The sequence below is a fragment of the Streptomyces sp. NPDC091649 genome, from assembly GCF_044756785.1.
Classification (GTDB): Bacteria; Actinomycetota; Actinomycetes; order Streptomycetales; family Streptomycetaceae; genus Streptomyces.
The window spans coordinates 142,687-165,598 of record NZ_JBIVTR010000017.1; the positions used below are offsets into that span (position 1 = coordinate 142,687).

General features: G+C 70.4%; 18 protein-coding genes and 1 pseudogene. 12 read left to right on the forward strand and 7 right to left on the reverse strand.

The genetic code is table 11. The features are described from left to right. Positions 1 to 30: 30 nt before the first annotated feature. Together proP and bcp are read right to left on the reverse strand one after the other, a co-directional pair. Positions 31 to 1,527, reverse strand: a complete 1,497-nt coding sequence (gene proP / locus ACIQMU_RS25430; RefSeq protein WP_352241321.1) for a glycine betaine/L-proline transporter ProP — start codon at positions 1,525 to 1,527, stop codon at positions 31 to 33. Positions 1,528 to 1,705: 178 nt separating this feature from the next. Continuing rightward, positions 1,706 to 2,173 carry a thioredoxin-dependent thiol peroxidase gene (bcp, locus tag ACIQMU_RS25435; protein ID WP_352241322.1) on the reverse strand — a complete coding sequence of 156 codons (468 nt, stop codon included), beginning with the start codon at positions 2,171 to 2,173 and terminating at the stop codon, positions 1,706 to 1,708. A 130-nt stretch (positions 2,174 to 2,303) separates the two neighbouring features. On the opposite strand from bcp, the gene ACIQMU_RS25440 reads away from it, so the two are divergent. After that, positions 2,304 to 2,621 (forward strand): DUF3618 domain-containing protein, encoded by a 318-nt coding sequence (locus ACIQMU_RS25440; protein ID WP_352241323.1) that lies wholly within the window; start codon positions 2,304 to 2,306, stop codon positions 2,619 to 2,621. Between the two features lie 70 nt (positions 2,622 to 2,691). After that, the gene (locus tag ACIQMU_RS25445) at positions 2,692 to 3,066 is read left to right on the forward strand and encodes a GroES family chaperonin (protein WP_388539086.1); all 375 of its coding nucleotides are present in this window, start codon (positions 2,692 to 2,694) and stop codon (positions 3,064 to 3,066) included. A 219-nt stretch (positions 3,067 to 3,285) separates the two neighbouring features. Here ACIQMU_RS25445 and ACIQMU_RS25450 read toward each other — a convergent pair whose 3' ends face one another. Beyond that, positions 3,286 to 5,769 carry a transglycosylase domain-containing protein gene (locus tag ACIQMU_RS25450; RefSeq protein ID WP_402689754.1) on the reverse strand — a complete coding sequence of 828 codons (2,484 nt, stop codon included), beginning with the start codon at positions 5,767 to 5,769 and terminating at the stop codon, positions 3,286 to 3,288. A gap of 187 nt (positions 5,770 to 5,956) precedes the next feature. Between ACIQMU_RS25450 and ACIQMU_RS25455 the strand changes: the two genes are divergently transcribed. From ACIQMU_RS25455 to ACIQMU_RS25470, 4 genes are all read left to right on the forward strand, one after another. Then, positions 5,957 to 6,757: an ABC transporter permease gene (locus ACIQMU_RS25455; RefSeq protein WP_402689755.1), complete on the forward strand. Its 801-nt coding sequence runs from the start codon at positions 5,957 to 5,959 to the stop codon at positions 6,755 to 6,757. Positions 6,758 to 6,890: 133 nt separating this feature from the next. Next, positions 6,891 to 7,694 (forward strand): ABC transporter permease, encoded by an 804-nt coding sequence (locus ACIQMU_RS25460; protein WP_402689763.1) that lies wholly within the window; start codon positions 6,891 to 6,893, stop codon positions 7,692 to 7,694. A 50-nt stretch (positions 7,695 to 7,744) separates the two neighbouring features. Next, complete coding sequence (locus ACIQMU_RS25465; protein ID WP_388539263.1) at positions 7,745 to 8,731, forward strand: ATP-binding cassette domain-containing protein; 987 nt, start codon at positions 7,745 to 7,747, stop codon at positions 8,729 to 8,731. 103 nt (positions 8,732 to 8,834) lie between these two features. After that, positions 8,835 to 9,536 (forward strand): DUF1707 domain-containing protein, encoded by a 702-nt coding sequence (locus ACIQMU_RS25470; RefSeq protein WP_352241380.1) that lies wholly within the window; start codon positions 8,835 to 8,837, stop codon positions 9,534 to 9,536. A gap of 136 nt (positions 9,537 to 9,672) precedes the next feature. Here the strand turns inward: ACIQMU_RS25470 and ACIQMU_RS25475 are convergent, their stop codons facing one another. After that, entirely contained in the window at positions 9,673 to 10,920 is a 1,248-nt protein-coding gene (locus ACIQMU_RS25475) for an SGNH/GDSL hydrolase family protein (RefSeq protein ID WP_402689756.1), read from the reverse strand. Positions 10,921 to 11,395: 475 nt separating this feature from the next. On the opposite strand from ACIQMU_RS25475, the gene ACIQMU_RS25480 reads away from it, so the two are divergent. The 4 genes from ACIQMU_RS25480 (at position 11,396) to ACIQMU_RS25495 (ending at position 15,526) form a co-directional block, all read left to right on the forward strand. Beyond that, positions 11,396 to 12,730 (forward strand): DUF445 domain-containing protein, encoded by a 1,335-nt coding sequence (locus ACIQMU_RS25480; RefSeq protein ID WP_402689764.1) that lies wholly within the window; start codon positions 11,396 to 11,398, stop codon positions 12,728 to 12,730. 46 nt (positions 12,731 to 12,776) lie between these two features. Further along, positions 12,777 to 13,601 (forward strand): alpha/beta fold hydrolase, encoded by an 825-nt coding sequence (locus ACIQMU_RS25485; RefSeq protein WP_402689765.1) that lies wholly within the window; start codon positions 12,777 to 12,779, stop codon positions 13,599 to 13,601. A 20-nt stretch (positions 13,602 to 13,621) separates the two neighbouring features. After that, entirely contained in the window at positions 13,622 to 13,945 is a 324-nt protein-coding gene (locus tag ACIQMU_RS25490; RefSeq protein ID WP_352241328.1) for a hypothetical protein, read from the forward strand. A 363-nt stretch (positions 13,946 to 14,308) separates the two neighbouring features. Continuing rightward, positions 14,309 to 15,526: a benzoate/H(+) symporter BenE family transporter gene (locus ACIQMU_RS25495; protein WP_402689757.1), complete on the forward strand. Its 1,218-nt coding sequence runs from the start codon at positions 14,309 to 14,311 to the stop codon at positions 15,524 to 15,526. A 70-nt stretch (positions 15,527 to 15,596) separates the two neighbouring features. Here ACIQMU_RS25495 and ACIQMU_RS25500 read toward each other — a convergent pair whose 3' ends face one another. Continuing rightward, the gene (locus ACIQMU_RS25500; protein ID WP_402689758.1) at positions 15,597 to 16,445 is read right to left on the reverse strand and encodes an excalibur calcium-binding domain-containing protein; all 849 of its coding nucleotides are present in this window, start codon (positions 16,443 to 16,445) and stop codon (positions 15,597 to 15,599) included. Between the two features lie 414 nt (positions 16,446 to 16,859). Between ACIQMU_RS25500 and ACIQMU_RS25505 the strand changes: the two genes are divergently transcribed. Both ACIQMU_RS25505 and ACIQMU_RS25510 read left to right on the forward strand, forming a co-directional pair. Further along, positions 16,860 to 17,873 (forward strand): phosphotransferase, encoded by a 1,014-nt coding sequence (locus ACIQMU_RS25505; protein ID WP_402689759.1) that lies wholly within the window; start codon positions 16,860 to 16,862, stop codon positions 17,871 to 17,873. An 83-nt stretch (positions 17,874 to 17,956) separates the two neighbouring features. Beyond that, positions 17,957 to 18,271 (forward strand): annotated as a pseudogene (locus tag ACIQMU_RS25510) (DUF4241 domain-containing protein); the annotation flags it as partial. 117 nt (positions 18,272 to 18,388) lie between these two features. Here ACIQMU_RS25510 and ACIQMU_RS25515 read toward each other — a convergent pair. Both ACIQMU_RS25515 and ACIQMU_RS25520 read right to left on the reverse strand, forming a co-directional pair. Continuing rightward, positions 18,389 to 19,375, reverse strand: a complete 987-nt coding sequence (locus tag ACIQMU_RS25515; protein ID WP_352241333.1) for an endonuclease/exonuclease/phosphatase family protein — start codon at positions 19,373 to 19,375, stop codon at positions 18,389 to 18,391. 153 nt (positions 19,376 to 19,528) lie between these two features. Beyond that, positions 19,529 to 22,666, reverse strand: coding sequence for a DUF3427 domain-containing protein (locus ACIQMU_RS25520; protein WP_402689760.1), 3,138 nt, complete (start codon positions 22,664 to 22,666; stop codon positions 19,529 to 19,531). Positions 22,667 to 22,912 lie beyond the last annotated feature (246 nt).

Genomic DNA, 22,912 nt, shown 5'->3' on the forward strand with positions numbered 1-22,912 from the left:
GTTCCGTCGAGGAGGCCGGAAGGGAGAGGCTCAGAACTTCGGGTCCGGCGACTGGGCCTGGACCAGTTCCGCCGCCTCCGCGTCCGTCTCGACCGATGGCGGGGAGCCGATCAGCGGCTGCTGGGCGGTCTCCTTCATGCAGAGGACCGCGATCACGCCGACCAGGGCCGCCGCCATCGCGTAGTACGCGGGCATCAGGTTGGAGCCGGTCCAGCTGATCAGGGCCGTGATCACCAGCGGGGTCGTGCCGCCGAAGATCGAGGCGGAGAGGTTGTAGCCGACCGACAGGGACCCGTAGCGGACGTTCGTCGGGAACAGGGCGGGCAGCGCCGCCGACATCGTGCCGAGCATGCAGACCAGGGAGAGGCCCAGCATCAGCATGCCGATCGTGATCGGGAGGATGCCGTCCACCCGGATGAGCAGGAACGCGGGCAGGGAGAGGAACAGGAAGCCGAGCATGCCCGTCATCAGCAGCGGCTTGCGCCCGAAGTGGTCGGAGGCCCTGCCGATCTGGCTGATGATCGTCATCAGGAGCACCATCACCGCCAGCAGGATCAGCAGGCCGTGGGTCTCGCTGTAGCCGAGTTCGTCCGAGAGGTACGTCGGCATGTACGACAGCAGCATGTAGTCGGTGATGTTGTACGCGCCGACCAGGCAGATGCAGAGGATCAGCGTCCGCCAGTGCTGCCGGAAGATCTTCGCCAGGTCGCCCTTGGCCGTGGACTCGACGCCGTCCGCCGCCTCGGTGGCGTGCGCGATGCCGCCCTCCAGTTTCTGGAAGGCCGGGGTCTCGTCCAGGCGCAGTCGCAGGTAGAGGCCGACCAGGCCCAGCGGGCCCGCGACGAGGAACGGGATCCTCCAGCCCCAGGTCTCCATCTGCGCGTCCGTCAGGAGGGCGTACAGGGCGGTCACGAGGCCCGCCGCGCCGACGTAGCCGGCCAGGGTGCCGAATTCCAGGAAGCTGCCGAAGAAGCCGCGCCGTTTGTCTGGGGCGTACTCGGCGATGAACGTCGAGGCGCCGCCGTACTCGCCGCCCGTCGAGAAGCCCTGGAGCATCCGGAAGAAGATGAGCAGGACCGCGGCCCATACGCCGATCGTGTCGTGCGAGGGGATCAGGCCGATCGCGAACGTGCCGATGGCCATCAGGATCATCGTGAGCGCCAGGACCTTCTTGCGGCCGAGCTTGTCACCCATCGGGCCGAAGAACATGCCGCCGAGGGGGCGTACGAGGAAGGCCACGGCGAAGGTCGCGAAGGAGGAGAGGAGCTGGGTGGTGTCGTTCCCGGACGGGAAGAACACGTGTCCGATGGTGACGGCGAGGTAGGAGTAGATGCCGAAGTCGAACCACTCCATGGCGTTTCCCAGCGAGGCCGCTTTCACGGCCCGCTTGACCGCGGCGTCGTCCGTGACCGTGATGTCGGTCCGGCGCAGTCGCGGGTTCCGCCGCTTGCGGACGGCCCGGAAGAGCGTGGGGTGGCGTTTGACCGCTTCGGGGTCGGCCACCTGGTGGGGGTCGGGGGCCGCCATGGCCGGGTCCTTTCCTCGGAGTGTGTTCCAGGAAAGGCTTCTGCGCAATCGCGGCGGTCGCAAACCGACTTCGGGGGCCGATGCGATCTCCCTCACATGATCTCGACATGTTCCCCGGCCGGGGAACATGTCGAGATCACCGGGGAACACGTCGAGATCATGTGAGGGGCGGGCGGGCTCAGATGCCCAGATCCCTGATGATCTTCGCCACGTGGCCGGTCGCCTTCACGTTGTAGAACGCGTGCTCGACCTTGCCGTGCTCATCTACGACGACGGTGGAACGGATCACGCCCGTCACGACTTTGCCGTAGAGCTTCTTCTCGCCGAAGGCGCCGTACGCCTCCAAAGTCTCTTTGGCCGGGTCGCCCAGCAGAGTGACCTTGAGGTTCTCGGTGTCGCGGAACTTCGCGAGCTTCTCCGGCTTGTCGGGGGAGATGCCGATGACGTCGTACCCGGCGCCGGCCAGGAGGTCGAGGTTGTCCGTGAAGTCGCACGCCTGCTTGGTGCATCCGGGGGTAAGAGCCGCCGGGTAGAAGTACACGATGACCTTGCGGCCCTTGTGGTCCGCGAGCGACACCTCGTTGCCGTCGGCGTCGGGAAGGGTGAAGGCGGGAGCGGTGTCGCCGGGCTTCAGTCGCTCGCTCATGTGGATCTCCTCGGGTGGTGCGCGGGGCGGACGGGACCGAGGGTAATAGGGGTGCCGCCGGGTGTGCGGCGGTTCGAGCTGACAGACTGTCGATGAAGGTTTACCGGACGACGACCACGGAGGCGGCGCAGTGTCGGATGCCAGGAGCCCTGCGCAGATCGAGGCGGACATCATCAGCAGGCGCGAGCAGCTCGCGGTGGTGCTCGACGAGATCGGGGTGCGGGTACACCCGAAGACGATCATCGCGGATGCCAAGGCGAGGGCGGCCGAGTCCGTGGACCGGACGGCGGGCCGTGCGTTCGTGGCGGTGAACCGCTCGGTGTCGGAGGTGAAGGCCCAGTTCGTCGCGGAGGACGGCTCTCCGCGGCTGGAGCGGGTGATTCCCGCGGCGTTGCTGGTGGCCGGTGTGGTGGGGCTGCTTGCCGTGTCCAGGCGCCGCCGCACGTGACCGGTACGCGCCGGGGGGTGTTCCGTACCCGGAGGCGTGGGGTCCGGGGGGCGGCAGGTAGGTTGCGGGCGTGAGCGACAACACCCACGAGGACCGCCGCGGTGCCGCCGGTCCCGCCGATGACGACAAGCTGCCCATCCGGATGCTGCATGACCGGGTGCTGGTGCGGAACGACGCGTCGGAGGGCGAGCGGCGCTCCGGCGGGGGCATTCTGATCCCGGCGACGGCCGCGGTGGGCCGGCGGCTGGCCTGGGCCGTGGTGGTGGCGGTGGGGCAGAACGTGCGGACGGTGGAGCCTGGGGACCGGGTGCTGTACGACCCCGAGGACCGTGCCGAGGTCGAGGTGCGGGGTGTGGCGTACGTGCTGATGCGGGAGCGTGATCTCCACGCGGTGGCCGCCGACCGGTTCGAGGGTTCGGTGGATTCGACCGGGCTGTATCTGTAGGACCCGCGGTTGTCCGGGGGCCTGGTGGCGGGTGTCACCAGGCCCCTCTTCCGGTTCTGCGCTGTGGCTGTGGCTGTGGCTGTGGCTGTGGCTGTGGCCGCGGTTGCGACTGCGGCTGCGGCTGCGGTCAGTGTGTTCTTCGCGGGGGGCGCGGTGGTCGTTCTCCGCTGGTCGGCGGTTGTCGTCGGCCGGCCGTCGTCCGTGGTTGCCGCCGGCCGGTCATACCGGTTGGCTGCCGGGGAAGTCGGGGCCGCGGACGCCCTCGATGAAGCCGCCCCGGCCCCCGCCCCCGCCCCCGCCCCCGCCCCCGCCCCCGCCCCCGTCTGCGCCTGCGTTGTCGCCGTCTCCGCTGGCTTCTCCGGTGTTTCCGGTGGCGCCCGTCGCTCCGGCGGGGCCGTTCGTTCCGCCGCTGTCCGCCGTGCCGGTGGTGCCGTCGGTGCCGCCTGTTCCACGGGTGTCCGTGCCGGGCGGGGCCGGGGTGCCGGCGGCGGGGCGGCTCGGGGTGGTGCCGGGCGGGGTGGTGGGCCGCGTCGAGGGGGAGGCGTCCGTGCTGCCGTCGGGGTTCTCGTCGACCGGGGGCTCGTCCTCGGCGGAACCCGGGGCCGGCTTGAGGTCGAACTGCCGGGCGGGGGAGGAGCGCAGCGCCGCTTCCGTATAGGCGGCCCAGGTCTCGGCGGGGGCGCCGCCGCCGTTGAGGCGGGGCAGGCCGAGGGCTCCGTACAGCGGGGTCTGGGCGCCGGTGTCCGGGTTCTGGCCCATGACGGCGACGACGGTGGCGAGGTCCGGGGTGTATCCGGCGAACCAGGCGGCCTTGTCCTCCTCCGCGGTGCCGGTCTTGCCGACGGCGGGGCGGCCCACCGCCTGGGCCGCCGTGCCGGTGCCGCCCTGCACGACGCTGCGCAGGACGGAGGTGGTGGTGTCGGCGGCTTCGCGGCTGATGGCCTGGTCGGTCGTGCGTTCGGGCAGTTCGATGGCGGTGCCGTTCTTGGTGACCTTGTCGACGAGGACGTGGCTGCCGTGCCGGCCGTGGTCGGCGAGGGTGGCGTACGCCTCGGCCATGTCCAGGACGCTGGCGTTGGCGGGACCGAGGGCGATGGAGGGGGAGGCGGTGAGGTCGGGGGTGTCGGTGGGGATGCCGAGGGCGACGGCGGTGTCGCGGACCTTTCCGGGGCCGACGTCCTGCGCCATCTGCGCGTAGACGGAGTTGACGGACTTGTCGGTGGCGGTGCGTACGGTGATGTCGCCGTAGTCGACGTCGTCCTCGTTGGCGGGGGCGTAGCCGGTGGGACCCTGCGGGCCGACGACCATGCGTTTGTTGCTGCCGTCGTAGACGGTGTCGGGTGTGATGCGGCGGCCGTCCTGGGTGGTGGAGTCGTTGACGACGGCGGAGGCGAGGACGAACGGCTTGAAGACGGAGCCGACCTGGTAGTCGCGTCGGGTGGCGTTGCTGACGTACTGCTTGGTGTAGTCGATGCCGCCGTACATGGCGACGACGGCGCCGGTGTCGGGGACGATGGAGACGCCGCCGACGCGGACGTTGCGGTCGGCCTCGCGTTCGGCGCTGGTCTTGGCCATCACGTTGGTGTCGACGGCTTCGACGAAGGCGTCCTGCTTGGCTTTGTCGAGGGTGGTGGTGATGCGGTAGCCGCCGGTGGCGAGGGTCTCCTCGTCGAGGATGCCGCGCTGGTTCAGGTAGTCCTCGACGGCCTGCACGATGTAGCCGCGCTGCCCGGAGAGTCCGGTCGACGCCTTGGCCTCGCCGGGGGTGGGGAAGCGTGTCGCCGCCCGTTCGGCCGCGTCGAGCCAGTCCTCCTTGACCATGCCGTCCAGGACGTAGTCCCAGCGGTGCCGGGCGGCGGATTCGTTGTCGGGGTGGGCGACGACGTCGTAGGCGCTGGGGGCGTTCAGGAGGGAGGCGAGGTACGCGCCTTCGGCGGTGGTGAGGTCCTCGACGTTCTTGCTGTAGTACGCCTGGGCGGCCGCTTGGATGCCGTACGCGTTGCGTCCGAAGTAGCTGGTGTTGAGGTAGCCCTCGAAGATCTGGTCCTTGGTCTCCTCGCGGTCGAGCTTGACCGCGATGAAGAATTCCTTGGCCTTGCGCACGACGGTCCGTTCCTGGCCGAGGTAGTAGTTCTTGACGTACTGCTGGGTGATCGTGGAGCCGCCCTGTTTGCCCTTGCCGGTGACGGTGTTCCAGCCGGCCCGCACCATCGCCTTCACGTCCACGGCCCGCTCGGAGTAGAAGTCCCTGTCCTCGGCGGCCAGTACCGCGTGCTGGACGGTGTCGGGGACCTGGGAGAGCTTGACCTTCTCGCGGTTCACCTCGCCGTCACGGGCGATGACGCTGCCGTCGTTGTAGAGGTAGACGTTGGACTGGGCGGTGGCGGCGGCGTTGGCGGCCGGGATGTCGACGAGGTGGTAGCCGGCGAAGAACCCGCCGATGAGGAGGAGGGCGAGGCCCAGCACGGTGCCGAGGGTCATCCGCCAGGTCGGGACGGCGCGCCGCCAGCCGGTGCGCCGGGGCCGCTTGGTCCGCTGCTTCTTTCCGCTCCCCCCGCTCCCCCCGCTCGGCCCGTTCTCCCTGTTCTCCCCGCTCTCCCCGCTCTCCCCGTTCTTCCCGGGTGGCTTTCCCCGGCCGCTCCCGGGTGCGGCCGCCGCGCCCGAGGGGTCGCGGGGGTCCCAGTGCTGTGACGCGTCGCTCATGTCCGTGGGGCTCCTCGGGCGTGGTCAGTTCTTCCATAGTGCCCGTTTTGCCGGAAAATCATCGGTTTCTTCCCGGGTCGTTCCCTCCACCGGTCGTCCCGAAATGCGGTCGCGGCGGCTGAGGCGGGTGCACTAGGGTCGGACGCTTTGGTGTCGGGGCCGGCGGCGGCGGGGGAGAGGGGACGGCGTGCGGCTCTACACGGTGGTGGCGGGGGGCGCGTTCCGGCGGTACGCCACCTACCGGACGGCTACGGCCGCGGGTGTGTTCACCAACACCGTCTTCGGTTTCATCGTGGCGTACACCTACATCGCGTTGTGGGACGCACGCCCGCAGCTCGGCGGGTACGACACCTCCCAGGCGCTGACCTACGTCTGGCTGGGGCAGGCCCTGCTGATGGCCTGCGCCATGATGGGCGGCGGTTTCGAGGACGAGCTGACGGAGCGGATCCGCACGGGGGACATCGCCGTCGACCTGTACCGTCCCGTCGATCTCCAGCTGTGGTGGCTGGCGGCGGACCTGGGCCGGGCCGCCTTCCATCTGCTGGGCCGGGGCATCGTGCCGATGCTCCTGGGGGCGCTCGCCTTCGATCTGGCCCTGCCCGGTTCGCCGTGGACCTGGCCGGCCTTCCTCGTCTCGGTGTTCCTGGGCGTCGTGGTGAGCTTCGCGGTGCGCTATCTGGTCGCGCTGTCGGCGTTCTGGCTGATGGACGGGGCGGGGGCGATGCGGATCGTGTCGCTGGCCGGTCTGTTCTTCTCCGGGATGCTGCTGCCGCTGAACCTGTTCCCCGGGCTGCTGGGCGAGGTGGCGCGGGCGCTGCCGTGGTCCTCGCTGCTCCAGGTCCCGGCCGATGTGTTCCTCGGCAAGCACACGGGGTGGGGGCTGGCGGGGGCGTACGCGTTCCAGGCCGGGTGGGCGGTGGTGCTGCTGCTGGCGGGCCGTCTGGTGCAGGCCGCGGCGACCAGGAGAGTGGTGGTGCAGGGTGGCTGACAGTGTGGTGCGCGAGGACGGGGAGGGCCGGGCGGGCGAGGGGGCCGGGGCGCAGGACCCGGCCTCCCGGGGCGGCCGTGCGGACGGCGAGGCCCGGACGGCGGAGGCGTTCGCGTTCCCGGAGCGGCCCCGGCTGCTGGAGGGCGTACGGGCGTACGGGCTGATCATGGCGATGTGGGTGCGCTCGACGATGGCGTACCGGGCCTCGTTCGCCATGACGGCCTTCGGGGACTTCGCGGTGACGGCCTTCGACTTCGTGACGATCCTGCTGATGTTCTCGCACGTCGACGCGTTGGGCGGCTACACCTTGCAGGAGATCGCCCTGCTGTACGGCCTGTCGGCCACCGCGTTCGGGCTGTGCGATCTGCTGCTGGGTTCGATGGACCGGGTGGGCCGCCGGGTCCGCGACGGGACGTTCGACACCTTGCTGGTGCGTCCGGTGCCGGTGCTGGCGCAGGTCGCGGCCGACCGGTTCGCGCTGCGCCGGCTGGGGCGGATCACGCAGGGGCTGCTGGTACTGGGCTACGCGCTCCTCTCGCTGGACATCGCGTGGACGCCGCTGAAGGTGACGATGCTGCCGATGATGGTGGTGAGCGGGGCGGCGATCTTCGGGGCGGTCTTCGTCGCGGGAGCGGCGTTCCAGTTCGTCGCGCAGGACGCCTCGGAGGTGCAGAACTCCTTCACGTACGGCGGGACGACGCTGCTCCAGTACCCGCCCACGGTCTTCGCGAAGGACCTGGTGCGGGGGGTGACGTTCGTGGTGCCGCTGGCCTTCGTCAGCTGGCTGCCCGCGCTGTACGTGCTGGACCGGGACTACCCGGTGGATCTGCCGCAGTGGGTGGCGTTCCTGCCGCCGCTGGTGGCGGCGGGCTGCTGGGTGCTCGCGGGCCTCGCGTGGCGGGCGGGACTGCGGTCCTATCGGAGCACGGGCAGTTGAGGAAACGGGATTCGGGCGTGTCGGGCGGGTTCACGCGGAAGGGCACGGGCATGGACAACGACGGCTTCATCAGCCTCGACGGAGTCGAGAAGGTCTTCCAGGTCCGCCGCCGCACCGGGCTGCTGCGCCGCGAGCGCCGCGAGGTGCGGGCGGTGGACGGGATCAGCTTCCGGGTGGCCCGGGGGGAGATGGTCGGCTACATCGGCCCGAACGGGGCCGGGAAGTCGACGACGATCAAGATGCTGACGGGCATCCTCACCCCGAGCGGTGGCCGGCTGCGGGTCGCGGGCATCGACCCCTCCCGGGAGCGCACCCGGCTGGCGCACCGCATCGGTGTGGTCTTCGGCCAGCGGACGACCCTGTGGTGGGACCTGCCGTTGCGTGACTCCTACCGGCTGATGCACCGCATGTACCGCATCCCCGACCGGCGTTACCGCGAGAATCTCGACCGCTGCGTCGAACTCCTCGATCTGGGTGCGCTGCTGGACGTTCCCGTACGGCAGCTCTCGCTGGGGCAGCGGATGCGCGGCGATATCGCGGCGGCGCTCCTGCACGATCCGGAGGTGCTCTACCTGGACGAGCCGACGATCGGCCTGGACGTGGTCTCCAAGGCCAGGGTGCGGCAGTTCCTGAAGGAGTTGAACGCGGAGCGGGGGACGACGGTCCTGCTGACGACACACGACCTCACCGACATCGAGCAGTTGTGCGGCCGGGTGATGGTGATCGACCGCGGCCGGCTGATGTACGACGGTTCGCCGGCGGGCCTCCATGAGGTGGGGGAGAGCGAACGCGTGCTCGTGGTGGATCTGGAGAGTGAACTGCCTCCGATCGTGCTGGAGCAGGAGGGGGCGGGCGGCGGTCCGGCGGTGCGGGCGGTCAAGGTGGAGGGCCCGCGCCAGTGGCTGCCGTTCCCCGCCGCCGCGTCGGCGGCCCCGCTGGTGGCGCGGATCGCCGCGGAGTACCCGCTGGCCGACCTGTCGGTGCGGGAGCCGGACATCGAGGCCGTGATCGCGAGGATGTACGCGTCCGGGACGTGACGGGCCCCTTGGGGGCGGCGCGCGCAGGTCGTGGGCCTGCACCTCTGTGCCGGGAACGGCTGCGTTCAATAGGCTGCGCGGTATGACAAGTGAACGTCCGGACATGCGCGCCTCCGATGCCGAGCGCGAGCGGATCGCGGAACTGCTGCGCGAGGCCGTGGCCGAGGGCCGACTGGATATGGACGAGTTCGGCCAGCGTCTCGAAACGGCCTACAAGGCCCGCACACACGGGGAGTTGGAGCCGCTGGTCCAGGACCTTCCGGCACCGGGCTCGGCCGTCGCCCCGGTGGGCTCCTCCGCTCCCGTCCCGCTGCGGGGCTCCGCGGCGAACTGGCCCGCGCGGATCGGCGGCACCGCCACCTCGAAGGGGGCGTTCGCCTTCTGGGGCGGGTTCAACCGGAAGGGCCGCTGGACGGTGGGCCGGACCTTCACCGCGTTCGCGATGTGGGGCGGCGGCGAGATCGATCTGCGCGAGGCGAACTTCGAGGACCGCGAGATCGTCATCCGCTGCTTCACGATCATGGGCGGCCTCCAGGTGACCGTGCCGCCGGAGCTGAATGTCGAGGTGAGAGGCGTCGGCATCATGGGCGGCTTCGGCGAGGGCTCCAGCGAGGACGGCGAGCCGGCCCCGGACGCCCCGACCGTGCGGGTCACCGGCTTCGCCCTGATGGGCGGCGTCGGCGTGGAGCGCAAGCGGACCAAGGCGGAGCGCCGCCGCCTGAAGGAGGCGAAGGAAGCGGAACGGGAAGCGCGCCGGGGACGCGAGGTGGAGGGCCCCGCCGAGGGGCCCCGCAAGGAACTCTGAGGGCAGGTCCCCCGCCGGTACGGCCGTGTGCCGCCCACCACCGGTACGGCCGTACCGCACGCACGCACGGCCCCGCATGCCCGCCCGGCCCGTACGCCCTGCCCGCCCGGCCCGTACGCGGCTCCTTCTCAGTGACTCACAGCGCGTCGGCCCGGGGCGTGCGGGCCCGGTCCACGGACGTCAGGTCCACCCGGTCGCCGAGCGCGCGGTAGCCGACGTCGTTGAGGTGCAGGTGGTCTCCGGAGTCGTACGAGGCGAGGATCCGGGTCGGCGCGGCGGGGTCGCGTACCGCCGCGTCGAAGTCCACGTACGCGTCGAAGACCGTGCCGGCCCGGATCTGCTCGTTGACCGCCCGGCGCACGGCTTCGCGCTGCGGAGTCCAGGTGGCGAAGCCCTCGAACGGGGTCAGCGTCGCCCCGACGACGGTGAGTCCGCGGGCGTGCGCCCGGTCGGTGAGGGCGCGCAGGCCGTCCACGAGACGCTGGGGGTCGGTCTCCTGGGGGCGCTGCTGCACATCGTTGACGCCGAGGGCCACGACGACCGTCCGGACCCCGGCGACCGACAGGACGTCACGGTCGAACCGGTCGGTGCCCGACGGTCCGCCGGTGCCGCGGCCGATGCCCAGGACCCGGTTGCCGGAGATGCCGGCGTTGGCGACTCCGTACCGGCCGCCCAGCCGGTCGGCGAGGACGTCGGGCCAGCGGGCGTTGGCGTCGGTGGTCGAGCCGCTGCCCGCCGTCAGGGAGTCCCCGAGGGCGACGATCGCGCCGAGCGCCCTCTCGTTGCGGACGTCCACGGCGGTCAGGTAGCGCCAGTGGGTGGTGCTCCAGGTGCCGCGCTCGTCGATCAGGTACGAGGTCTGGTGGGAGGAGGGGTGGTAGGTGACCGGCCCGCCCGCCTGTGGGGTGCGGAAGCTGACCTGGAGGTCGGAGTCGGGGGCCACGGGCACCACGACGGGGTCGCTGATGACCCGTCCGCCGGCGGCGACGGTGACGGCGGCGGCACCGCCGAAGGTCACCGGCCGGGTGTTGACGGCGGCCTGGTCCACGACGAGGGGGGCCGTGCCGAAGAGGTTCGACAGGGTGATGCGGGCGACGTTCCCGCCGATGCTGGTGTGCACGACGTTACGTATGGTGCGCCCGGGGAGTCCGTTCTCGGTGCCCGGTTCGGCGCGGACGGGCGCGGCGGTCCAGGTGGCGACCCAGGAGCCGCCCGAGGCGGCGGGATCGACCGGGTTGCGGGCCGCGGCCTGGGTCTCGGTGGGCGGAAGCGGTGCCGGCCGGGAGCCGGAGAGCAGCGTCGTGCCGAAGGCGACGGCGGCGGCGAGCACGGCGGTGCCCGCCACTAGGGCGATGAGCAGGGCATACCCCTGGCGCCTGGGCATGTGCGGTGTTTCTCCTTGCGATGGTCGTGCTCGTCCCATGATGCGACAGGCCGCCGGGAACTCGACGTGCGGCCCGGGAGTAGGGGAGGCAGGGACAATGTGTAGGTCACGGGGGCGAGGCGTACGCGGACGGGTGGAGCGGATGGAACGGACCGGATCCGGCGAGCAGGGGCAGGGCGAGGACGCGGTGCGGAAGTCGGAGCGATCGGAGTCGTCGGGGCCGTCGGGGCGAAAGGACGGGACGGGGCCGTCGGAGCCGTCGGAGCGAGCGGCGGAGCTGGAGTCCGGGCGCGAGGCCGGATCGGAGCCGGAGGCAGTGTCCGGGCACGCGGCTCGATCGGAGCCGGAGGCAGTGCCGGAGCCGGAGTCCGGGCACGCGTCCCGATCGGTGCCGGAGCCGGAGCCGGAACCAGCCCCGGCACTGGGGCAGGCACAGGGGCTGGGGCAGGCACAGGGGCTGGGACAGGCACAGGGGCTGGGACAGGGACAGGGCTCCGGGTGGAAACGCGAGGGCTCCGGTCCGCCGCGCACGGCGGGCCCGCTGGCCTCGTTCGCGTACACCGCCGCCGACGAGGAGAAGCAGCGCGGCGTACGGCGCATGAAACTCACGGCCACCGGCCTCCTTCTGCTCGTCGCGCTCGTCTACGTCCTGGCCACCTGGGCGAAGAACTCAGGCGTGGGGGGCTGGCCGGGCTACGTCGCGGCGGCTGCCGAGGCGGGGATGGTGGGTGCGCTGGCGGACTGGTTCGCCGTGACGGCGCTTTTCCGGCGTCCGCTCGGCCTGCCGATTCCGCACACGGCCATCATCCCCACCAAGAAGGATCAGCTGGGACAGTCCCTCGGTTCCTTCGTCGGCGAGAACTTTCTCTCCGGAGACGTCATTCGTGACCGAATTCACGCTCTGGGGGTCGGCCGGAGGCTCGGTGCGTGGCTCGCGGAGCCGGCCCATGCCGACCGGGTCACCGCCGAGTTGGCGACGGCCCTGCGCGGTGCGCTGACGGTCCTTCGGGATTCCGACGTGCAGGCGGTGGTCGGCGAGGCCATCACCCGGCGCGCGGACGCGGCGGAGGTCGGTCCGAGCCTCGGCAAGATGCTGGAGAAGGTCGTCACGGACGGCGGCCACCGCAAGGTCGTCGACCTGGTGTGCGTACGGGCGCACGACTGGCTGGTGGAGCACGGCGACTCGGTGATGAACGCGGTGCAGGGCGGAGCCCCGGGCTGGACGCCGCGCTTCGTGGACAAGCGGGTGGGGGAGCGGGTCTACAAGGAACTCCTGCGGTTCGTCACGGAGATGCGCGACATGCCGGAGCACCCGGCGCGCGGCTCCATCGACACGTTCCTGAACGACTTCGCGTCCGACCTCCAGAGCGACGCCGACACCCGGGCCCGCGTGGAGCGGCTGAAGTCGGAGATCCTGGGCCGCGGCGAGGTCCAGGACGTCATCGCCTCGGCCTGGTCCTCCGTACGCACGATGATCCTCTCGGCGGCGGAGGACGAGCGGAGCGAACTGCGCCTGCGGGCGCGCGCGTCGCTGATGTCGCTCGGTGCGCGGCTGGCGAGCGACGAACGGCTCCGGGGCAAACTGGACGGCTGGCTGGAGGACGCGGCGGTGTACGTCGTGACGACGTACCGCGCGGAGATCACCTCGCTGATCAGCGAGACGGTCGCGGGCTGGGACGCGGACCAGACCTCGAAGAAGATCGAGGCGCACATCGGCCGGGACCTCCAGTTCATCCGCATCAACGGCACGGTGGTCGGCGCGCTGGCGGGCCTGGCGATCTACACGGTGTCGCACGCGCTGAGCGGCTGAAGGCCGGGTGACGGCGACGGGGACGGCGGTGGAGACGGCGACGGTGATGGAGACGATGACGGTGACGGTGACGGTCGAGGAAGGCGGAGCGGCGGGCGGGGCCGGTCCCGTACGTCTCATCTGCACCGACCACGGCGGTGAGGGCCCTCCCCTGCTCCTGCTGCACGGCCTGGCCGGGCATTCCGGCGAGTGGGAGGCGTTGGCGGCCCGGTTCGCGTCCACACACCGGGTGATCGCCTTCGACGCCCGGGGCAGCGGGGCGAGCACCCGCCGGCCCGGGGACGTGACGCGGGCCGCACACGTGCGCGACGTGCTCGCCGTCGCGCGCCGGTTCGGTCTGGCAGGGGAGGACACGGTGCTGGTCGGCCAGTCGATGGGCGGCCTCACCGCTCTGCTGACGGCGGCGGCCCACCCGGAGGTGTGCCGGGCACTGGTCCTGATCGAGGCGGGACCGGCGGGGCCGAGCCCCCGGTTGCCGGAGCAGATAGGCGACTGGCTCGACTCGTGGCCGGTGCCGTTCCCGGACGCGGGGGCGGCCGAGGCGTTCTTCGGCGGCGGGCCGGCGGGCCGGGCCTGGGCGGCGGGCCTCGTGCCGGGCCCCGGCGGTCTGCATCCCCGCGTCGACCGGGACGTGATGGTGGCCACCGTCCAGGAGAACGCGCGGCGGCACTACTGGGACGACTGGGACCGGGTGCGCTGCCCGGTGCTGGTGATACGGGGCGAGAACGGCACGATGAAGCCGGACGAGGCCGACCGGATGCGGGCCCGGCACCCGGTGACGCGGATCGGCGTGATCCCGGGGGCGGGTCACGACGCCCACCTGGACAACACGGCGGCGGTGTACGGGGAGATGGCGGCGTTCCTCGCCTGAGTCCCGGCCGCGGCGCCGCCGTGCAGGCGCACGAGGCCCACGAGCTCGACGCCCGCGCGGCCTCCTTCAGGCGGTCGCCGCACGGGCTCCAGGCGGCCGCCGCCCGGGCCTTCGCCTGCGGCCTGGCCCGGCGCAGCACCGACGAGGTCCGTAAACCGGTAGGGACCACGGAGGAGACGTTCCTGGCGGCGTCGGTTTCGGTTTCGGCGTCGGCGGCCGAGGGCGTCGCGCTCACCCGTGGTGGCTTCGGCGCTTCCCCCTGGGGGCTCGTCGCCGCCGTCCGGAGCGGTGGTCTCCGGCCGGCGTGCCAGGTCCCGAACGGCGCGGAGTTCGCCCGAGGTTGAGGCCGGCTCGCCGTGGTGCGGGAGGCCGAGCGGGAACAGCGGCAGGGGCGGCGCCGGCAGACGCGCAACCGGTAGGTGCGTGACGGGGAAGGGGACACGATGGCCGACGCCGAACAGGGCGCCGAGGACGACACGGACGAGGCGCCCGGACCGGATGAGCGGGTCCGTACCGATGGGCAACGTACCGATGGGCAACGGTCCGAGGGGCAACGTACCGATGGGCAACGGTCCGAGGAGCAACGTACCGATGGGCAACGGTCCGAGGAGCAACGTACCGATGGGCAACGGTCCGAGGAGCAACGGTCCAACGGGCAGCGGGCCGATGGGCAGCGGGCCGACGGGCCCCCGGCCGGGAGACCCCCGTTGCCGGGCGGCACACCGTCCGGTCGGCGCGGTCTCCTGGCGGACGCCTCGCTCACCGCCGTCCTCGCGGGCCTGATCACCGTCGTGGTGTCGTGCTCCGGCCCCCTCCTCGTGGTCCTGGCCGCGGCCTCCGCCGGCCGGCTGACCGACGAGCAGACCGCGTCGTGGGTGTGGGCGGCGTGCGTGGGCAGCGGAGTGACCGCCGCCGTGCTCAGCTGGTGGACCCGGATGCCGGTCATCACCGCGTTCTCGACGCCGGGTGCCGCGCTCCTCGTGGGCAGCCTCGGGGACTACACGTACCCCGAGGCCGTCGGGGCCTTCCTGGTCAGCGGTCTCCTCATGGCGCTGTTCGGGCTGACGGGGGTCTTCGGGCAGGTCCTGCGCCGCGTACCGCCGGGAATCGTGGCGGCGATGCTGGCGGGCGTGCTGTTCTCCTTCGGCGTCGGTCTGTTCTCGGCGCTGGACGGCGCGCCTCTTCCGGTCCTCGCCTCGCTCGCCACCTACCTGGCGGTCAAACAGCGATCGCCGAGATACGCGGTGGCGTGGGCCCTGGTGGCGGCCGTGCTCGCCACCGCCGTAGCCCCGGGCATCGACGCCTCGTCCGTCGACATCGGTCTGACCCTGCCCGTCTTCACGGCCCCGGAGTTCTCCGGTTCGGCGCTGGTGGGCCTGGCCGTTCCGCTGGCCGTGGTGACGACGGCCTCGCAGAACGCGCCCGGGCTGGGCGTGCTGGCGGCCTGCGGCTACCGCCCGAACGACCGGCTGCTCATCACGGCCACCGGACTCGCCTCGACGGTGTTCGCGCCGCTGGGCGGCCACGCCGTCAACCTGGCGGCGATCACGGCCGCGATCAGTACGGGCGAAGAGGCGCACCGCGACCCGCGACGCCGCTATGTGGCCGGTCTGGCGTGCGGCGTCTTCTACCTGCTGGCAGGTGTCTGCGGAGCCGCCCTCGTGGGCCTCTTCGCCGTGCTGCCGCCCCAGCTGATCGCCGTCATAGCGGGGACGGCCCTGCTCGCCACGCTCTCCACGAGCCTCACCCAGGCCGTGGCGGACGAGCCGGGCCGGGACGCGGCCGTGGTCACCTTCCTCACCACGGCCTCCGGCGTCACCCTCGGCGGCATCGGGTCCGCGTGCTGGGGCCTGGTCCTGGGACTGGCGACGCACGCGGCGCTGACCGCGTGGCGGCGGCGCGACCGTCAGGAGAAGGCGGTATGAACGGCCCGCAGGCGGCCGGGCGGCGGGTCAGGGGAGGGCGGTGGCACCACTGCGTCGGGCGAAGCGAGGGTCACTCGCAGCCGACGCCGTCGCCGTCGCGGTCCAGGTGGCGTCCGTAGCCGGGGTCTCCGGTCCGGATGGGCGCGGCGCCCGCGTTCCGTACGGCGGTGCAGTTCGCGTACGTGGTGCTGCCATCCCCGCCCCCGCCGCTCGTACTGCCGCCACTGTCACCGCCGCCGCTCCCACCGCTTCCACCGCTTCCGCTTCCGCTTCCGCCGGAGGATGACGTGGACTCGCCCCACGGCTCGCACCCCACACCGTCGCCGTCGCGGTCCAGGTGGGGCGCGTAGCCGGGATCTCCCTCCTCGACCGGAGCGGCCCCGGCGGCACGCGCGGCATCGCAGTTCTTGAAGTACGCCGGGGCCGGTGCCGTCGTCTTCGGCGCGGGCTTCGACGCGGGGGTCGGCTCCGGGTCGGGCGAGGCGACCGTGATGCGTACGACGGCGGTGGCGGCGGGTACCTCGGTGCCCTTCACGAGGACCCGGTACGTCAGCTCGTCCTCACCGGCGTACCCGTCGCCGGCGGTGTACGTGAGCGTGGTCCCGGACACCGATGCGGAACCGTGGCCGGGTGCGCTGTCGATGCTCAGGGTCAGCTCGGCCGGGTCGTAGGTATGGAGCAGCGCCGCGCGGGTCCCGCTCTCCAGGGTGACGGAGTCGTTGTCGAGGACGTCCACGTCCAGACTGCTGCCCGCGTCCAGGCTCTCCTCGTCGTCCATGAGTGCCAGGGCTCGTTCCACGGAGGGCGACGGACTGACCGACGCGGCGCCCTTGGCGGGGTTCTTTCCGTCCTGACCGTCCGTACCGCCGTCGTCGCCTCCGCACCCCGCCAGCAACAGGGCGAGTGCGCCCGCTCCCACAGACGTCCGTATCCGGAGGAGCCCGCCTCTCGGACGCCGTGACTGCTTTCCCGTCTGCATGTGTTGCCCCCATGGCCGAACTCTGTGCGGTGGAGCAGCCGATGTTCGCAGCGCGCCCGGGATTGCATCAGAGGCATGCGGGAAGCGAAGCGGAATTGTGATGAGAGCGTGTACAAAGCGTGCAGGGATGGTCGGACAAGCGGCCGGGAGCGAGGGCCATGTCAGGTCAGGCCGGGCCGCGTCGGGCCATGCCGGGTGGCGTCGGGCGGCTTGGGGCGGCGTCGGGCCGTGCCGGAACGTGCCGCGCGGTGGCCGGTCATGCCGGAACGTGCCGGGTGGCGTCGGGTCATACCGGTACGTGCCGGGTGGCGTCGGCCGCCCCGCCCGTCGCGGGCGAGCGCTACCGTGGTCCGGGTGAAGGACCGCCCGACCGACCTCGACGTATCCGTCCTGGCTTCCGCCCTCGGGGCCTGGGGCTTCGAGCCCGTCACACTCACCCACGCCCCGGTCGGCTTCGGCGACCACCATTGGGTCGCGGTCGGGACGGAAGGCCGGCGGACCTTCGTCACGGTCTCCGACCTCGCGCACAAGCCGCACTGCGGACCCGACGCGGCCACGGCCTGGACGGGCCTGAACCGCGCCATGAACACGGCGGCCGTCCTCGCCTCCGCGCTCGACCCACCCGCCGGGGAGCGCGTGTTGGTGGCTCCGCTGCGTACCGGGGCGGGCCGGACCCTGCTCCGCCTGACCGAACGGTACGCCGTGAGCGTCTTCCCGTACGTGGACGCGCCCGCCGGTCACTTCGGCCAGGCGCTTGACCCCGGTGCGCGCCGCAGGCTGGTGGAGAGACTGGCCGGACTGCACGCCGTACCACCCCCTTTGGAGACACCGGCGCCGCATCCGGCGCTGCCGGGCCGCTCCGTACTCGAAGCGGCACTGGCCGATCCGCGGCGCTTCCGGACGGGGTCGGGCCCGTACGCCCAGAGCTGCCGAACGCTGCTGGCCGCCAACGGGGCTTTGCTGCGCGCTACGTTGGGGCGCTTCGACGTCGGCACGGCACGGCTCACGTCGGACGCGCCGGCCTCCGCCACGGTCGTCACCCACGGCGAACCCCACCCCGGCAACATCCTGGACCCCGGCGGCCGCACCCTCCTCGTCGACTGGGACACCGTCGCTCTCGCGCCGCCCGAGCGGGACCTCTGGCTGGCCACCGGCGCGCCGGCGGACCTGTCCCGCTACGCCGAACTCACCGGCCACCGACCGGGTTCCGCCCTGCTCGCGCACTACGGCCTCCGGTGGGCCCTGGACGACATCGCGGCCGCGCTAAAGGTCTTCGGCGCTCCGGTGCACGCGGACACGGCCGACACGCGGCAGGCGTGGGAGGGCCTGGTCGACGCGGTGTCGCGGCTGGCCGACCGGCGCGCATAGGCGGCGAACAGGAGCCGGCCGTCCAGGCCGCTGTACGCGTGGGACGGCCTCCGTCGGCCTTACCGAGTCTCGGGGTGTCCGGACCGGGTGACGACCCCCGGCTGTTCATCGAGCAGCAGATAGCCGGCTTCGACACCGACGGCGCCACTGGCTGCTTCGCTGACGCCGGGGCCTGGGAGCCGCTCATCGCGCTCTTCGAGCGGGGGCTGATCCAGGGGGAGTCGGACCTGGACGGGTACGAGGACATCGACGACGGTTCCATGTTCATGCAGCGCACCAGGGACGAGGCTCCCGGCGGCGAGCTCATGGCCTTCGCGACGACCGGGGACGGTACCTACCCGGTGTGGGTCGGCCGTTCCGAGGCCGGCGAGGTAGCTGGCGTCGTGGTGCTGGTGGACTGCCGCGGGGCGACGGCGTGCGCGAGCTGGATGGTCGACACGGACACCTACGACTTCCCCCAGGACATGACCTGGCGGCAACGCGTAGCGGCGGTCCGCGAGGCGGACGCGCGGGCCTCATGCCAGGGCGACGCGGGCGACGACGGGCAGATGGTCGCTGCCGGTGGCGGGCAGGGTGCGGAGGTGGGCGACGGTGGCGGAGCGGGCCATGACCTGGTCGATCCGGGCCAGCGGAAGGGACGCGGGGAAGCTGAAGGCGAAGCCGCGCTCGGCCACGTTCAGGCGTGAGGTGAGCGGCTCAAGCCCCCGGTCGTCCACGGCCCCGTTGAGATCGCCCAGCAGAATCACCGTATCGACGCTCTCGGCGGCGATGGCGCGCCCCAGCAACTCGGCGCTCTCGTCTCTCCGGTCGGACGCGAGACCGCCCGCCCCGACACGGACGGAGGGCAGATGGGCGACGTACGCCGCGACGTCCCCGTACGGCGAGTGGACGACCGCGCGCACGCCGCGGCTCCACCCTTCGGCGATGCTGCGGGGCTTGATGTCGACCAGCCGCTCACCACTCAGCGGGTACGTGGACCAGAGCCCGACGGTGCCCCGTACGACGTGATGCGGATAGTCGGCGGCGAGTTCCTTCTCGTACACCGGCAACTGCGGGGCCACCACCTCCTCCAGCGCGATGAGGTCGGCCCCGGTTTCGATGAGGGCGCGGGCGGTCCCCGCCGGATCGCCGTTCTCATCACTGACGTTGTGCTGCACGACGACGAGCCCGCGCCCGCCGGCGTCCTCGGCAGGCAGCAACAAGGCGCCGAAGAGGTGTACCCAGACGCCCACGGGCAGAAGCACGGCCACCAGCGCGACAGCCGCCCGCCGCACCAGGGCGGCCCCCAGCAGAAGGACGATGACCACCCCGAACCACGGCAGGAAGGACTCCAGCAGGCTCCCGATCCTCCCGGGCCGGTTGGGCACCGCCCGATGGAACGCCAGCACGCCGGCCACGACCACGGCGAACCCGGCGAGCACCCACCCGCGCCGCCCGCCACCCGCGCCAGGCACCACCGGCTTCGCCCCCGACGCCACACCGGCCCCTGCCTGTTCCACCATGTCTTCCCATCCTCTTGGTCCCGCCTCCCAGGACGAGTGACCAGGGGGGCCGGGTTCCGGTCTCTCGCCGAGATCTGAGAACGGAGCCGTATTCTGCTCTGGCGAGTCTCTGTCAGCGCAGCTGGCCAAGCCGTCGAACATGGGCGCGCCGACTCAGCCCGCGGCGATAGCCGAGTAGGTCAATACATCGGCCGGGATCTGATGGGAAAGCTTCCACTCGATCGCCATAGGTTTGCTGCCTGTGTGTTTAACGTACTCCGCCGGCCCCATGAGCATCCACGGTTGAGGTCCACCGATATCCGTCTGCTTGTATCGGCGCACAAAAAGCAGGACGTGCGTGCCCTTTTCTCTGTGCGTCTGATAGCGGACGCCTGTGGGTGACTGCTCTGAAGTCTGGTTCTGCGACTCCCAGTGGAACAAGGAGTCGTTGAGAGCGTAGTCTTTATAACGAGTTTCGGGGGAGAAGTCTTTCTCGTCTTTCTCTAGAGTGACTAGCAGGGCATCGGTTTGGATGTTCTCGCACCACTTCACACCCTCGCGGAAGTGGCCGGGCTTGCGGCCGTCCACGGCGGCCTGGCCTAGTGCGGGGAGAATTTCTTCGCGGCTGTACGACGCGTGGACCGTCAGTGGGATCGCGGCGTGCGCTCCAAGGAGCGGCACAGGGACGTGATCTGTCTGCTCCAGGACGTGAGCAAGCACTTGGCGCAATTCGTCCCTAAATGCGTGCTGATGCCTCAGCGAATCCAGTCCTGCCTGGTAAGTGGGGAAGTTCTCGCCCAATGGCCAGAGCGAGAAGAAGAACATGCGGGCGTACCCTTGCTCCTGCTCGCTGAGTTCACCGTAGGCAGGGGCATCGTCGGAAAGCAGTTTGCTGTATGCCGCAACACGCAGCGGGTCGTCGACATGCAGGAAAGCCGAGATCCGCTTGAGGAGTGGCGACTCACCTTCAGGGCCGGTCGGGTCCAGTAGTTTCGCTCGACGCAATAGAGACGTCCATGAGTTGCCGTTGCCTCGGTAGAGCTCTTTGAGCTCCCGGCCGCTCTCCTTGAGAAAATCTGCAAGACGTGCTCGTGCGTAGTGGGCGACCTCGCGGGTCAACTGTGTGACGTTTACCGCGATCTGGGTGCGAATATTGTCAATAATCGTCTCCTTGGCCTTCGTTTCAAGGATGATCTGACAACCAGAAGGAAGCTGGGGGAAGTCTTGCTCGATGCTATCGAGGAGGCGGTTGCGCGTCAGGTTGGTCAGAGCTCGGAACTGTTCCTCGAACCGGAACTCCTTGCGGTGCTGGCCGATGAAGTCCAAGACGGTGAGCACTGCCTTGTCCTCTGTGCGGCGCAATCCCCGCCCCAACTGCTGAAGGAAGACCGTGGAGCTGGAGGTAGGGCGTAGCAGGAGCAAGGTGTCGACGTCGGGGATGTCGAGACCCTCGTTGAACAGGTCGACAGAGAAAATGATTTGGAGCGTGCCCGAGCGCAAGTCATCGAGTGCAGCCTTGCGCTCGATTGCTGGGGTCCCGCCGGAGAGGGCGACAGCGCCGAGACCGGCCCGCCGGAAAAAGTCGGCCATGAAGTGTGCGTGCGCAACCGATACGCAGAATCCCAGTGCACGCATCGAGTCAGGGTCGGTGACCTTATCTCGCACTGCTTGCACAACGAGCCGAGCTCGGGCGTCGTTGCCCGTGAATAGATTGCTCAGCGCTGTCGAATCGTACGCCCCACGCTTCCATGTGACGGCGCTCATGTCCGTGTTGTCAGTGACTCCGAAATAGTGAAAGGGGCTGAGGAGTTCGTTCTCCAACGCTTCCCAGAGCCGCATCTCCGCCGCGATTCGGCCATCGAAGAACTCGTCCTGGACGTTCAATCCATCCGTGCGCTCCGGAGTTGCTGTCAGGCCCAAGAGTTCCTGGGGCTGGAAATGGGCCATGATCTTGCGGTAGGTAGGCGACGTGCTGTGATGGAACTCGTCGATCACGATGACGTCGAAGTAGTCCGGGGCAATACGGTCCAGGGCCTCCGTCCTGAGCGACTGGACGCTGGCGAACACATGGGTCCAACGGCTGGGGATCTCGCCACCGAAGAACATCTCGCCGAAGTTGGCGTCGATGAGGACGTTCTGATAGACGCGCAAGGATTGCTCCAGGATTTCCTTGCGGTGAGCTACGAAAAGTAGCCGCGGGTCACGTCCGAGCTTCTGGCGTAGGCGCTTGTAGTCCAGCGCGGCCATGACGGTCTTTCCGGTACCCGTTGCTGCGACCAAAAGATTTCGGTGCCGGTTGTGCACTGTCCGTTCGACTTCGAGGCGTTCGAGCATGTCTCGTTGGTGGGGGTACGGGCGGACCTCTAGGCCGGAAAGGGTGATGCCCGTAGGTCCGGGGCGTCCGCTGCCGCCGGCGCGGGACAAGGCGTCGTCTAGCCGCTGTGCGTCCCTGTCAGGGTCGTACGACTCGAAAGCGGGATCGCTCCAATAAGCGTCGAAGGTCGCCTCGAACTTGCGGATCACCGAGGGCGTCGCGACGGAGGAGAGGCGGACGTTCCATTCGAGCCCATCCAGGAGTGCTGCCTTGGAGAGATTTGAGCTGCCGACGTACGCCGTGTCGAAGTTGCTGGCCCGGCGGAAGAGCCACGCCTTGGCGTGGAGGCGCGTGGACCGGAGCTCGTAGTTGACCTTGACCTCGGCGCCGAAGTCTCGCACCAGTCGGTCCAGGGCGCGGCGTTCCGTGGCGCCGATGTACGTCGTTGTAAGTACACGGATGGGAACACCCCGCTCTCGCGCCGACGACAGGGACTTCTCCAAGACGCGGAGTCCATGCCACTTCACGAATGCGCAGAGGAGGTCGACTCGGTCGGCGGTGGCCAGCTCGGCGCGCAACTCGAATCCGAGACTGGGATCTTCAGGGGCGTTCGTCATGAGTGCCGTCTCGGACAAGGGTGTCGCCGGGCGTATCGAGTAGACGCCCGGTGCCTCCTGTTCCGCGATGGACAGCAGCTGACGCGGCCCATCGGTGATGAGATCAACCCACTCTGTGGCGCCCTCGATCGTCTTGAGTGATTCCAGTATGTGATTGGCTGCAATCACCTGTTCGGCAGGGGACAGACCCTGGAACACCCGCCGCACAGTGGTGCCGATATGGCGGGAGAGGGCATGTGGTGCCGATTCTGCGCCGACTGAGGCGTCGATGGAGTGCCAGCCTGTGGAGTCGAGCTGACGCATCCGCTCCGCGAGCCGATGCGTGATGAGCGATTCATATAGCCCAGCAACTGGTGCGTCGTCCGAAATGTCACTGGGCATGCCCCGAGTCCCCCTCATTTGGCTGTGCTCTCCCTGTAGTTGTATCAAGAGGGGCTGACAACGCCGTGGGTTGGTCGTCGCACTCAGTCTGGGGGCGCGGGTTGCGCGTGTTGCTAAGGGTTGTCCCGCCGGGAATTGCGGGACAACCCTTACTGACGGTTTCAAAATGAGGTTTTGAGTCGTCTCAAGCAGATGATGCTGCAGGCGAGTTGGAGAAGGCCGAGATGGAGGTCGGCGCGTATCTCG